At 73.9% G+C, this 13,036-nt stretch carries 12 protein-coding genes; 7 read left to right on the top strand and 5 right to left on the bottom strand.

The window, feature by feature from the left end:
- The 4 genes from E1281_RS29475 to E1281_RS29460 form a co-directional block, all read right to left on the bottom strand.
- Nucleotides 1-981: GNAT family N-acetyltransferase (locus E1281_RS29475; RefSeq protein WP_131882984.1), on the bottom strand; the 981-nt coding region annotated here is incomplete at its 3' end.
- Nucleotides 982-1,059: 78 nt separating this feature from the next.
- Nucleotides 1,060-2,043 (bottom strand): methylmalonyl Co-A mutase-associated GTPase MeaB, encoded by a 984-nt coding sequence (meaB, locus tag E1281_RS29470; RefSeq protein WP_131882983.1) that lies wholly within the window; start codon nt 2,041-2,043, stop codon nt 1,060-1,062.
- The gene (scpA, locus tag E1281_RS29465) at nt 2,040-4,253 is read right to left on the bottom strand and encodes a methylmalonyl-CoA mutase (protein WP_131882982.1); all 2,214 of its coding nucleotides are present in this window, start codon (nt 4,251-4,253) and stop codon (nt 2,040-2,042) included. The genes meaB and scpA overlap by 4 nt, the downstream gene beginning before the upstream one ends.
- The gene (locus E1281_RS29460; RefSeq protein WP_131882981.1) at nt 4,250-6,088 is read right to left on the bottom strand and encodes a methylmalonyl-CoA mutase subunit beta; all 1,839 of its coding nucleotides are present in this window, start codon (nt 6,086-6,088) and stop codon (nt 4,250-4,252) included. The genes scpA and E1281_RS29460 overlap by 4 nt, the downstream gene beginning before the upstream one ends.
- A gap of 127 nt (nt 6,089-6,215) precedes the next feature.
- Here E1281_RS29460 and E1281_RS29455 point away from each other — a divergent pair, with 127 nt between their 5' ends.
- From E1281_RS29455 to E1281_RS29435, 5 genes are all read left to right on the top strand, one after another.
- Entirely contained in the window at nt 6,216-7,394 is a 1,179-nt protein-coding gene (locus E1281_RS29455; RefSeq protein ID WP_131882980.1) for an acyl-CoA dehydrogenase family protein, read from the top strand.
- A 120-nt stretch (nt 7,395-7,514) separates the two neighbouring features.
- Nucleotides 7,515-7,724 carry an HGxxPAAW family protein gene (locus tag E1281_RS29450; protein ID WP_131882979.1) on the top strand — a complete coding sequence of 70 codons (210 nt, stop codon included), beginning with the start codon at nt 7,515-7,517 and terminating at the stop codon, nt 7,722-7,724.
- A 2-nt stretch (nt 7,725-7,726) separates the two neighbouring features.
- On the top strand, nt 7,727-7,909 hold the full coding sequence (locus tag E1281_RS29445; protein ID WP_131882978.1) for a hypothetical protein: 183 nt from the start codon (nt 7,727-7,729) through the stop codon (nt 7,907-7,909).
- A gap of 56 nt (nt 7,910-7,965) precedes the next feature.
- On the top strand, nt 7,966-9,084 hold the full coding sequence (locus E1281_RS29440; protein WP_131882977.1) for a glutamate--cysteine ligase: 1,119 nt from the start codon (nt 7,966-7,968) through the stop codon (nt 9,082-9,084).
- 236 nt (nt 9,085-9,320) lie between these two features.
- A complete protein-coding gene (locus E1281_RS29435) occupies nt 9,321-10,268 on the top strand; it encodes a sensor histidine kinase (RefSeq protein WP_131882976.1) in 948 nt (315 codons plus the stop codon).
- 26 nt (nt 10,269-10,294) lie between these two features.
- Here E1281_RS29435 and E1281_RS29430 read toward each other — a convergent pair whose 3' ends face one another.
- Nucleotides 10,295-10,852, bottom strand: coding sequence for a hypothetical protein (locus E1281_RS29430; protein ID WP_131882975.1), 558 nt, complete (start codon nt 10,850-10,852; stop codon nt 10,295-10,297).
- Nucleotides 10,853-11,089: 237 nt separating this feature from the next.
- Here E1281_RS29430 and E1281_RS29425 point away from each other — a divergent pair, with 237 nt between their 5' ends.
- Nucleotides 11,090-11,533, top strand: coding sequence for a hypothetical protein (locus tag E1281_RS29425; protein WP_131882974.1), 444 nt, complete (start codon nt 11,090-11,092; stop codon nt 11,531-11,533).
- A gap of 199 nt (nt 11,534-11,732) precedes the next feature.
- Nucleotides 11,733-13,034 carry an acyltransferase gene (locus E1281_RS29420; protein WP_165959164.1) on the top strand — a complete coding sequence of 434 codons (1,302 nt, stop codon included), beginning with the start codon at nt 11,733-11,735 and terminating at the stop codon, nt 13,032-13,034.
- Nucleotides 13,035-13,036: the final 2 nt, after the last annotated feature.

The raw sequence follows: 13,036 nt of genomic DNA, 5'->3' as shown, positions 1-13,036 counted from the left end.
GGGCAGCGCGGTGACCGCGGCCTGGTATTCCATCGACTCGCGTTCCGGGCGGAAGCCGAGTTCCTCGTTCACGGCGAGCATGTGGGCGTTGTCGCCCGCGTTCTCGGTCTCGATCTCGCGGACGCCGGGCCGCGCCTCGGCCAGCCAGTCGAGCATGGCCGCCTTCACCCAGATGCCGAGGCGCCTGCCGCGGTGCTCGGGGACGACGGCGGTGTCGTACTGGGCGGCGCGGCCGCCACAGCCGTACGGGACGACGACCTCGGTGAACCCGGCGATGTCGCCGCCGGACAGGGCGGCGACGGTGTAGAGGTCGTCGCCGCGCTCGGCGACGGCCTCGGCCATCTCGCGCACGCGGCAGGCGTCCCACAGCGCCCCCTCGTACTCGGCGGGATCCGCCATCGCGCGCTTCGCGCGGGCGAGCGCGTCGGCGTGCTCGCCCGGGACGGCCCCCTCCCAGCGGAAGAGGCGGTACCCCTCGGGGGCCTCGGCCAGGAGGCGGGCCACGCGCCCGGCCGGGACGTCGTCCAGGCGGAGCAGCATGCCGCGCAGGGTCAGGACGCACTCGAAGCCGTGCGACTCCAGGAACGGGACGGCGGGCGTCCCCGCGAGCACCTGCGCGATCACGCTGGTCCGGCCGTCGGCGCGCAGCTCTCCGGCGGCCGCGGTGAGCAGGCGGCCGCCGAGGCCGCGGCGCCGGTGCCCGGGACGGACCTGGATGTCGATCTCGCCGGGACGGCCCGTCCCCGGATCGCCGGGCAGCCGGAGCGCGGCGACCGCGGCGAACCGGTCCGGCCGACCGGGCTCGGCCGCGGCCCACAGCCGCCGCCGGGACCCGGTCTCGACGCCGAGCAGCCCCCGGGCCGTCTGCTCGGGGTCGGGCGCGGGCTCGGCCGCCGGGTCGGCGGCGTGCACGGCGGCGAGCACGTCGTGCCAGCCCCGGATCTGCGCGTCCGTCGGATCGTCGAGCTCGATGACGTCCATCCGACTGTTGTACCTGATCGTCGCGCGGCGCCGCCGGGACCCTCGGCAACCCGGGTCCACGGTCGGCGGGAGCGGGGGTCAGCGGCCGCGCGAGAACGCCTCCAGGATGCGCTCGGCGGCGAGGGCGGGGGTGAGCGCGCCGCCGGCGACCTCGTGCTCCAGCCCCGGCGCGAGCCTCCGGACCTCCGGGTGCGCGTCCAGGTCGGCGAGCAGGCGCTCGCGGACCATCGCCCACGTCCAGCCGACCTGCTGCCGCCGGCGCCGGGTCTCCAGCTCGCCGGACTCGCGCAGCCGCTCCTGGTGCCCGACCAGCTCGTCCCACACCTCGTCCAGGCCGGTGCCGTCCTTGGCGCTGCAGGTCAGGACGGGGGTGTCGCGGAGCCGCTCGTCGCTGCGCAGCAGCCGCAGCGCCCCCGACAGCTCCCGGGCGGCGCGCTTGGCCGCCATCCGGTGCTCGCCGTCGGCCTTGTTGACCGCGATGACGTCGGCCAGTTCGAGGACGCCCTTCTTGATGCCCTGGAGCTGGTCGCCGGTGCGGGCGAGGGTGAGGAACAGGAACGAGTCGACCATCTCGGCCACGGCGGTCTCGGACTGGCCGACACCCACCGTCTCGACGAGGACGACGCCGTACCCGGCGGCCTCCATGACGACCATCGCCTCGCGGGTGGCCTTGGCGACGCCGCCGAGCGTCCCGGCGGTGGGCGAGGGCCGGATGAACGCCTTCGGGTCGGCGGCGAGGCGCTGCATGCGGGTCTTGTCGCCGAGGATGCTGCCGCCCGTGCGGGTCGAGGACGGGTCCACGGCGAGGACCGCGACCTTGTGCCCCTCCTCCGTGAGGCGGGTGCCGAGCGCGTCGATGAACGTGGACTTGCCGACGCCCGGCACGCCGGTGATCCCGACACGGCGGGCGTTCCCGGCGTGCGGGGTCAGCTCGACCAGGAGCTTCTGCGCCAGCTCCCGGTGATCGGGACGGGCCGACTCCACGAGGGTGATCGCCCGGGCGATCCACGCCCGCGACCCGTCCCGGACGCCGGCGGCGTACTCGTCGAGGCCGGGCTTCACGTGTCCCCGTGGCCCAGCGCGGCGGTCAGCTCCTCCAGCAGGCCGAGCGCCGCGTCCGCGAGGACGGTACCCGGCGGGAAGATCGCCGACGCGCCGGCGGCGCGCAGCTCGTCGAAGTCCCCCGGCGGGATGACCCCGCCGACGACGATCATGATGTCGCCGCGGCCGAGCGCGGACAGCTCCTCGCGCAGCGCGGGCACCAGCGTGAGGTGGCCCGCGGCGAGGGAGTTGACGCCGACGATGTGCACGTCGGCCTCGACGGCCTGCAGGGCGACCTCGGCCGGGGTCTGGAACAGCGGGCCGACGTCGACGTCGAAGCCGAGGTCGGCGAACCCGGTCGCGATGACCTTCTGGCCGCGGTCGTGGCCGTCCTGACCCATCTTGGCGACGAGGATGCGGGGGCGGCGCCCCTCGGCCTCCTCGAACGCGGCCGTGGCCGCACGCGCCTTCTCGATGACGGTCACCCGCCCGGCCTCCTCCCGGTACACACCGGAGATCGTACGGACCTGGGCGGCATGGCGCCCGTACGCCTTCTCCAGTGCGTCCGAGATCTCGCCGACGGTCGCCTTGGCGCGGGCGGCCTCGATGGCGAGCGCGAGGAGGTTGTGCTCCAGGCCGGGGGGGCGGGTGCCGTTCTCGGCCGCCCCGGCCGCGCGGGTCAGCGCCTCCAGCGCCGACGCCGCCGCGGTCTCGTCGCGCTCCTCGCGCAGCCGGCGCAGCTTGTCGAGCTGCTGGGCGCGGACGGAGGCGTTGTCGACCTTGAGGACCTCGACCTCCAGCTCGCTGTCCGGGCGGTACTTGTTGACGCCGATGACGGGCTGCCTGCCGGAGTCGATGCGCGCCTGGGTGCGGGCGGCGGCCTCCTCGATGCGCAGCTTGGGCAGCCCCTCGTCGATCGCCTTGGCCATGCCGCCGGCCTGCTCGACCTCGGTGATGTGGTCCCACGCGCGGAGGGCCAGGTCGTGGGTGAGCCGCTCGACGTAGGCGCTGCCGCCCCACGGGTCGATGGTGCGGGTCGTCCCGGACTCCTGCTGGAGGAGCAGCTGGGTGTTGCGGGCGATGCGGGCCGAGAAGTCGGTCGGGAGCGCGAGCGCCTCGTCCAGCGCGTTGGTGTGCAGCGACTGGGTGTGGCCCTGCGTGGCGGCCATGGCCTCGATGCAGGTGCGGGCGACGTTGTTGTAGACGTCCTGGGCGGTCAGGGACCAGCCGGAGGTCTGCGAGTGCGTGCGCAGCGACAGCGACTTGGGGTTCCGCGGGCCGAACTCCTTCACCAGCCGCGCCCAGAGCAGGCGGGCGGCGCGCAGCTTGGCGACCTCCATGAAGAAGTTCATGCCGATCGCCCAGAAGAACGACAGGCGGGGCGCGAACGCGTCGATGTCCAGGCCGGCCTCGCGCCCCGCGCGGATGTACTCGACGCCGTCGGCGAGGGTGTAGGCCAGCTCCAGGTCGGCCGTGGCCCCGGCCTCCTGGATGTGGTAGCCGGAGATCGAGATGGAGTTGTATTTCGGCATCCGCCGCGAGGTGAACGCGAAGATGTCGGAGATGATCCGCATCGACGGCTGCGGCGGGTAGATGTAGGTGTTGCGGACCATGAACTCCTTGAGGATGTCGTTCTGGATGGTCCCGGCCAGGGCCTCCGGCTCCACCCCCTGCTCCTGCGCGGCGGCGATGTAGAGCGCGAGGACGGGGAGCACCGCGCCGTTCATGGTCATCGACACGCTCATCCTGTCCAGCGGGATGCCGTCGAAGAGTTGCCGCATGTCGTAGATGGAGTCGATCGCCACACCGGCCATGCCGACGTCCCCGGAGACGCGCGGGTGGTCGGAGTCGTAGCCGCGGTGGGTCGCGAGGTCGAACGCGACCGACAGGCCCTTCTGCCCGGCCGCGAGGTTGCGCCGGTAGAAGGCGTTGGACTCCTCGGCGGTGGAGAAGCCGGCGTACTGCCGGATCGTCCACGGCTGCGTCGCGTACATCGCGGGGTACGGGCCGCGCAGATACGGCGCGATCCCGGGATAGGTGTCGAGGAAGTCGAGCCCGGCCAGGTCGTCGGCGGTGTAGAGGGGGCGGACGCCGATGCCCTCGGGGGTGTCCCAGGTCTGGGCGTCGGGGTCGGCCCCGGTGGCCTCGGCCGCCGCGGCGCGCCACCGCTTGGCGGCCTCCTCGGCGGGGGGCGCCGTCCCGAGCTCGATCTCGCTGAAGTCGGGGATCATTCGTTCACTCCCAGATCGTGGAGGGTGGTCTCCAGCACCCCGATCGCGTCGCATCCCGCGTACACGCCGGTGTCGACCCCCTCGTAGGTTCCCTTACCCGCGAGCCAGACCTTCACCGCACCCGTTTCGCGCAGCATCCGCGCCGCCTCCGCGGCCTGCTCGCCGTACACCGTGTCGCTGGAGCAGATGCAGGCGACGGTCGTGCCGGAGGTCCCGAACTCCTCGGGCGCGCCGGCGACCGTCTCGATCCCGCCCGCCTGGAACAGGTTGGCGGCGAACGAGGCGCGGGCCGTGTGGACGGCGATGGGCCCGAGCGTCGCGAGGAACACCCGGGGACGCGCGCCCGTCGCCTCCGCGTGGGCGTCGGAGCGGTCGCGGAGCGCCTCGAAGTCCTGCGCGTACGTGACGACGGGAAGGCCGCCGCGCGGTTCGCCCCGGCCCCGCCCTTCCGGCGCCGGCTCCCGCTCGGGCAGGGTCTCGGCGAGGTTGGGGAACTCGCTGACGCCGGTGAGCGGCGCCTTGCGCCGGGCGATGTCCTCGCGGCGCCGCGCCCAGGTCGCGGCGATCCGCTCGGCGACGATGCCCGATTCGAGGGCGGCGGCGAGGCCCCCGGCCCTCTCGATCTCGGTGAACCGGGCCCAGGCCGCCTGGGCGACCCCTTCGGTGAGGCTCTCGGCGTACCAGGACCCGCCGGCCGGGTCGACGACGCGGGCCAGGCTCGACTCCTCCAGCAGGAGCGTCTGGGTGTTGCGGGCGATGCGGCGGGCGAAGTCGTCCGGAAGCCCGAGGCGGGCGTCGAACGGCTGGACCGTGACCGCGTCGGCGCCGCCGGTCCCCGCGGCGAACGCCGCGATCGTGGTGCGGAGCATGTTCACCCACGGGTCCCGGCGCGTCATCATCGCCGACGAGGTCACCGCATGGACGCGCGCGGCCGTTCCCTCGGCCGCCCCGCTGACCTCGGCGACCCGCGCCCAGAGGCGGCGCAGCGCGCGGAGCTTGGCGATCGAGGAGAACTGGTCGGCGTTCACGGCGAGCCGGAACTCGATCTGCCCGAACGCCTCGTCCACGCTCAGCCCGGCGCCGGTCAGGGCGCGCAGGTAGGCGACGCCGGCCGCGACGGCCGCCCCGAGCTCCTCGGCGTCACCGCCGCCCGCGTCGTGGTACGGGGTCCCGTCGGCGACGACGGCGCGCACCTTCGGGACCTCGCGGACGCAGCGGACGGCCAGTGCGGCGGCCTCGTCCAGGGAGCCGGGCGCACCGGTGCGCGCCGCGAGCCCGAGCGGGTCGGCGCCGAGGGAGCCGGACGCGTCCGCCGCGTTCCCGCGCTCGGTGACCAGGGAGAGGAACGCCTCCGCGGCCTGGGCCGTCCGCGCCCCCGCGTCCAGCGCGACCGGCGCGAGATCGAGCAGGACGCCGCGCAGCGCCTCGGAGAGCCCGGTCACGGGCAGCCCGCCGTCGCCGAGCCCCAGCCATACGGAGGTGGCTCCGTTCTCCAGGTCGGCGAGGACGGCCTCCCGGGTGACGGCCGGGTCGGGGTGCGCGTGCCGCTGCCGGACGTCCCACCCGGCGACGCCCTCGCCGTCCGGCCGGACCTCGCGGACGTACGGAGCCAGGCCGGGGCGGCCGGGCGGGGCGTCGTCGCGCGTGTAGAGGGCGGCGATCGGCACCCCGTCGCAGGATTCGCGGGTCAGCAGACCCTCGATCTCGTCGAGGGGGGTGTCCTCCGTCGCCGCGCCGGACTTGCGCAGCACCCCCTTCACCATCTCCCGCCACCGGTCGCGCTCGGCCGGGGGGAAGGCGGCGGCCAGTTCGAGTTCCTCAGGCGGCACCGTCATGCCTGGATCGTAGGCGAGCGACCGAATACCCCTCGGAACCGGGGTCCCGCCGTCCGGGATCCGAGCCTCCGCCCGGAGCCGCGCCGGTGCGCAGGTTAACGGTGCGGTGTCCGGGAAGGGAGGGCTCATGACCTTGGATTCCCTCCCCGGTGACCTCTACCACATGCAGGAACTGCTCGATGATCGGGAACAGGAGATCGTCGGGCGGGTGCGCGCCTTCCTCGAGTCGAAGGTCGCGCCGATCGCGAACGACTGCTGGGCGCGGGCGGAGTTCCCGTTCGACCTGATCCCCGGGTTCGGGGAGCTCGGCATCGCGGGGCTGCCCCACGACGAGTGCCCGGGCGAGAAGCCGAGCAGCCTGCTGACCGGGTTCTTGGCGATGGACATGGCCCGGGTCGACCCGTCCATGTCCACGTTCTTCGGCGTCCACAGCGGGCTCGCGATGGGCAGCATCGGGCGGTGCGGCTCGAAGGAGCAGCGCGAGCGGTGGCTGCCCGCGATGGGGCGGATGGAGACGATCGGCGCGTTCGCGCTCACCGAGCCCGAGGGCGGGTCGGACGTGGCGCTCGGGTTGCGCACCACGGCGCGCCGCGACGGCGACGAGTGGGTGCTGAACGGCGCAAAGCGCTGGATCGGCAACGCCACGTTCGCCGACCACACCATCGTGTGGGCCAGGGACGTGGCGGACGACCAGGTGAAGGGGTTCGTCGTCGGCAAGGACACGCCGGGGTTCACGGCCACCCGCATCGAGAACAAGATCGCCCTGCGGACCGTGCAGAACGCCGACATCGTCCTGGAGGACTGCCGCGTCCCCGAAGCGGACCGGCTCGCGGGGGCGAACGGCTTCAAGGACACGGCGGCGATCCTGCGCCGGACGCGCAGCGGCGTCGCCTGGCAGGCCGTCGGGGTCATGCTCGCCGCCTATGAGATCGCCCGCGACTACGCGGTGGAGCGCGAGCAGTTCGGGCGCCCGATCGCCCGGTTCCAGCTCGTCCAGGACCTGCTGGTCAAGATGCTCGGCAACACCACGGCGGCGCTCGGCATGGTGGTCCGGCTCGCCCAGCTCCAGGACGGGGGCCGCTACCGCGACGAGCACTCGGCGCTCGCCAAGGCGCACTGCACCACCCGCATGCGGGAGGTGGTCGGCTGGGCGCGCGAGCTGATGGCCGGCAACGGGATCGTGCTCGACTACGACATCGGGCGGTTCGTCGCCGACGCCGAGGCGCTCTACTCCTACGAGGGCACCAGGGAGATCAACACGCTGATCGTCGGGCGCGCGGCGACCGGGCACGGCGCGTTCGTCTGACGCCTCCCGCGGGCGTCCGCCCCGCAGCGGCCACGGCGTACCCCGAAGGGGCCTCTGGCTAGGGGCATTGCTAGAGTTCGGCGTCGTATCCCCGACCGAGCCTGTGAGGAAGACGAACGCATGTCGACTGGCCACCACGCCGGACGCCCCAAGTCCTGGGTCGCCGTGAGCATCATCTTCATCGGGTTCACCATCGGCGGCGCCGGCATCGTCATGGGCCCCGACTGGATCGTCTTCGGGATCGGGGCGGCGGTGACCGTGCTCGGCGGCATCGTGGCGCTGGCCGTCGACATCATGGCCGACGTCGTCATCGACGAGCCCCAGCAGTAGCGTTGTTCGGCCGTCCTCCCATCGAGGAGCGGATCGCCGCACGGCAGCGTGAGCGCGGGCCGCTCAAGCCGGGAAGGGTCTTCCCGCACGCCCCCGCCAAGATGCTGTTCTTCGTCAGCCTCGGCGTGGTCGTGCTCACCCACCTCGTCGCGCTTTCGCTGTACTTCTTCGATACCGGCCCCTGACCCTCCGGCGGGTGACGAACGGGACGGCGACCACGTACGGTCGAGAAGAGTGGCCGTTGCGTCGCCCCCGAGCCCGAGGTGGTGGGAACGCCCTGCGTTTCGGAATCGAGGAAGAGTACTTCGTCGTCGATCCCGTCTCCCGGGAGGTCGTCCCCCGGGGCGCCGCCGTCGTGCGGCGCGCGACCGCCGCGCTGGGCGAGCGCGCCTCCACCGAACTCGTCGGCTTCCTCACCGAGGCCAAGACGCCGCCGTGCGACGACCTGGACAAACTCGACGAGCAGGTCCGGTCGATGCGGTCGGCGATGGCGGCGGCCGCCGCGGCCGAGGGCTTCCGCCTCGCCGCGACCGGGACGCCCGTGCTGGGCGAGGTGACCCCCGCCCCGATCAGCGGCGGCCTCCGCTACGCCGAGGGCCTCGCGATGTACCGGGGCCTGGACGACGAGCAGAGCATCTGCTCGTGCCACGTCCACGTCGAGATGCCCGACCGGGAGCGCGCGATCCAGGTCGGCAACCACCTGCGCCCCTGGCTGCCGACGCTGCTGGCCCTGACGGCGAACTCGCCGTACTGGGCCGGGCGCGACACCGGCCACTCCTGCTGGCGGGCGATGGCGTGGGCGCGGTGGCCGGTGGCGGGCCCGCCGCCGTTCTTCGAGTCGTCGGCGCACTACGACGACCTCGTGGGGTCCCTGCTGGACTGCGGCGCCCTGCTGGACACCGGCACGATCTTCTGGGACGTGCGGCCGTCGGCGCGCCTGCCCACCGTCGAGATCCGGCTCGCCGACGTCGCCCCGACCGCCGGCGACGCGGCCGCGTTCGCCGCGCTGGTCCGGGCGCTGGTGCGGGTCTCGTCCGCGGCGGTGGACGCGGGAGAACGGGCCCCCGACCCCTCCCAGGAGATGCTGCGCGCGGCGTACTGGCTGGCCGCGCGGGACGGCCTGAACGGGACCGGCGTGGACGTGCGCACGGGCCGGCCCGCCGGTTTCCGGGAGCTGGCGGGCGACCTGCTGGCGCACGTGCTGCCCGCGCTGCGCGAGAGCGGGGACCTCGGCGCCGCCGCCCGCGGCGTCCGCCGCCTCCTGACGGGCGGGACCGGCGCCGAGCGGCAGCGCCGCGCCTACCGCAGGCGCGGTCTGCTGACCGATGTGGTCGACGCCGCGATCCTGCGGGACCCGTGATCACGGCGGAAGCGATTCGACGGCGCGCGGAGGCGATTCGACGGCAAGCCGGGGTGATTTTACGGTCTTGACCCGGTTTTCGGCGGTCATCAGCGGGTAATCGTGGTAGTGGCGGGAAATGTCGTTCGACCTCGGGGGATACGCGTGCAGGTTGCTCTCGCGCGAGCGTCGCCCGCGGCGTACGCTCGACCCGATGCACGTGCATTCGACCTCGTCCCGAACGGAGTGACCGCGCGATGAGCCTCAGGCCCGGGGGGCCGGGCGCGCCACCGCGCGACACGTTCGTCCACCCCGCGCTCTTCTACCGGGGCGATGAGGAGTACCTCGCCGGCACCGTGCCGTTCATCCGCACCGGCCGCGAGTCCGGCGAACCGGTGGCCGTGGCGGTGCCGGGCGCCCGCCTCCGCACGCTGCGCACGGCGCTCGGCCGGGCAGCGGACGAGGTGACGTGGCTGGACATGTCCGAGGCGGGGCGCAACCCGGGCCGGATCATCCCCGGCGTCCTGCGCGAGTTCGCCGACCGGCACACCGGCGGCCGCGTGCGGATCATCGGCGAGCCCATCTGGCCGGGCCGGTCGGCCGCCGAGTACCCGGCCTGCGCCCAGCACGAGGCGCTGATCAACCTCGCGTTCGAGGGACGCGGCGTGTCGATCCTGTGCCCGTACGACGTGGCGGGTCTGCCGCCCGCCGCCATCGCCGACGCCCGCGCCACCCACCCGGTCGTGATCGACGGCCACGGCGAGCGGGCGAGCGCCGAGTACGCGCCCGACCGGATCGTGCGCGCCTACAACCGACCGCTGCCGGAGCCGGCCGGCGCGGTCGCGATGAGCTTCGACCTCGACGCGCTGCCGCTCGTCCGCGAGTTCGCCTGCCGGCACGCGGCGCGCCTCGGCCTCGGGCCCGACGCGGTGGACGACCTGGAGCTCGCCGTGAACGAGCTGGCGGCCAACTCCTGCCTGCACGGCGGCGGGTCGGGCACCGTGCGGCTGTGGGCGGAGGACGGCCACGTCCTCTGCGAGATCCGTGACGCCGGGACGATCACCGACCCGCTCGCCGGCCGCCGCCCCTCCGACATGGCTCCCAACGGCGGCCGGGGGATCCTCATGGTGAACCATCTGGCCGACCTCGTCCGCGTCCACACGGGCCCGGACGGCACCACCGTCCGCGTCTACATGCGCAGGTGAGTCGGGCCGCCCGGGGACCGGGCCGTTCATGAGCCGGAGCGGCCCATGCGGCGGCGCGGCTTGTACACCGACAGCGCCGTGGCGGTCAGGAGCATGGCCGCCTGGGCGGAGACGACCGCGACCTGCGTCCACTGCCGCCCCCCGGACGGGCTCGCCCCGCCGGCGGTGGCGTCCGCCATGGCCTCGGGGGTGAACAGCAGCATCCCCGCGAGGATCACCCCGATCAGCAGCAGCAGCTTGGCGAACACCCAGTAGTGGCGGGCGATGCCCCACCGGCTGCCGAGCCCGAGCGCGATTCCGCTGGCCAGCGAGATCATGCTGAGCGGGATGCCGCCGCCGAACACCAGCACGCCCATGAGCCGGTAGGCGGCGTGCGCGAGCGCTCCGTCCGAGGTCAGCGTCGCGGTGAGGTTGAGCACCACCAGGACCCACACCTCCCCCAGCAGTGCGACCGACGAGGCCACGTGCACGACCGTGAGCAGCTTGCGGGTGGACCGCCTCGGCCGCCACCACTGCCGGTCGGCGGCGGGGAGACCGGACCGCGCCCGCGGCCCGGCGGTCTGCTGTGACTGGGTGACCGACATCTCAACGCTCCTGACTTCTGCGACGACAGCCAGATCGTCCAGCGGCGGTACCGGGGCCGTCGTCGGGCCGCCGGAGGCACCGGGCCTGCTCCCGGCGGCGCAGCGCCGCTCCCCGTCTCTGCTCCCGGCGTGGTAGGCGCGGGCGCATGGCGAGAATTGACGGAGCCATCAGGTGTAGCGGACGCACGTCGGGAATGATCCGTGCGGCCGCTCACTCTCGATCGTTGATGGGGAACAATGCGTATTCTCGCTCGCGCTCACCAGATGCCCGTCAGGGTGATCGTCGGCGCTTTCGTGCTGAACTCCGGACTGACGAAGCTCAAAGGCGCCGAAGAGGCGGCCGAGCCGACCCACGGCATGGCGAAGACCGCCTACCCGTTCCTCGACAAGCAGGAACCGCGCGACTTCATCCGCAGGCTCGGCACCGTCGAGGTCGCGCTCGGCGCCGCCCTCATCGCGCCGGTGGTCCCCTCGGCCCTCGCCGGCGCGGCGCTCACCGCGTTCGCGGGCGGGCTGACCGGCCTTTACCTGCGGATCCCCGGCATGCGGGAGCCGGGCGGGCTGCGTCCCACCGAACAGGGCATCGGGCTCGCCAAGGACTCCTGGCTCGTCGGCATCGGCTCCGCCCTCGTGCTGGAGGAACTCGGCCGGGCCCGCGCCGAGCGCCGCGCCCGCTGCTGAACCGGGCGCCGGCGGGTGTGGAGTTGCTCACAGCGAGCGATGCCGCGACTCCCTTCCGCCACCGCCGCCGTCCTGGCGGGAGCCCTGCTCTCTCCGGTTCTGCGGCCTTGCGCACCCGTCCCGCCGCGCGTGTGTCGCGTCAGGACGGTTCGGGTCCGCCCGTCAGAGACGGCCGTCGCCCGCACCTATGGTGGCGCGGATGGCGGCGAACACCCTCACCACTCCGCGACAAGGACAGATCGGCTCCCGCACGGAGCGGCAGGCGCCCCGGATGGGCTGGCTCGACGCCCTGCGCGGCCTCGCCGCCCTGGTGGTGGTGTTCGAGCACTCCCTGGACGTGCTGCTCCCCGAGGTCCGCCGGACGGCGAGTCCCTGGTTCGACTTCGGCCGGTACGGGGTGTTCGTGTTCTTCATCGTCAGCGGCTACGTCGTGCCGTTCTCGCTGGAGCGGCGGGGAAGCGTCCGGCGGTTCTGGGCCGGGCGGTTCTTCCGGCTGTACCCGGCCTGGTTCGCGGCCGTGGCGCTCGCACTGGTGCTCGGCGCGGCCGGGGCGTCCTACGGGCTGCCGGGCGGGCTCGCCGACCGCCCCTGGGCGTCCGCCGTCGCGCACCTCACCATGCTCCAGGACCTGCTCGGCGTGCCGAACGTCGTCAACGTCTTCTGGACGCTCACCTACGAGATGGTCTTCTACCTGCTGGTGACGGCGATGTTCGTCGCCGGCGTCCACCGTGCCAGCGGCCGGGTGGCCCTGGGGTTCGGCGTCGGCGCGGCCATCCTGGGCGTGGCGCTGCCGTCCGGCCTGCTGGTCTCCCGGTGGCCGGACGGGACGATCCTCGCCACCGTGCTGCTGCTGGCCGGCGGGGCGGCCGCGATGGTCAGCGGGCGGCGCGGGGCGCGCCGGGCCGGGGTCGCGGTCGTGGCGACGCTGGCGCTGACCCTGCTCGTCCTCAACAGCCGCATCGGCGCGATCGAGAGCCTGTGCATCATCGCCACAATGTTCGCCGGCACCGCCGTCCGGGGCGTCCACGAGGGGCGCCTGCGGACCTGGCCCGCCATCGCGATGATCGCGGTCGTCCCCGTCTGCACGCTGGCGGCGGGCCTGCGCACCCCGACCACGTGGGCGCTGCACGCCAACCCGGACCCGCTGGGCGCGGACTGGTCCATCGCCGTGGGCGCCGCGTGGCTGACGTTCCTCGGGGCGCTGGCGCTGCGCCGCCGCCGGATGCCCCGGTTCCTCGTGTGGTCCGGTCTGATCAGCTACTCGCTCTACCTGCTGCACCCGCTGGTCATCCAGGGGATCTGGCACGCCGCCGGACGCGATCCGGGCCACCTTCCCGGGGTCGTCCGGCTGGGCTGGGGGGTGGTGCTGGTCGCCGGGGTGCTCGTCTCCGCGGCGCTGGCGCACCGGTACGTCGAGCGTCCGGCCCAGCGCCTCGGACGCCGCGTGACCTCCCGGTCGTCGCCCCCGCGCCGCGCCCCGCCGGAGCCCGCCCGGTCCTGAGC

It is taken from the genome of Actinomadura sp. KC345 (genome assembly GCF_004348515.1).
Classification (GTDB): Bacteria; Actinomycetota; Actinomycetes; order Streptosporangiales; family Streptosporangiaceae; genus Spirillospora.
The sequence above is the reverse complement of the archived record's forward strand: the minus strand, read 5'-3'. Positions and strand labels throughout refer to the sequence as shown.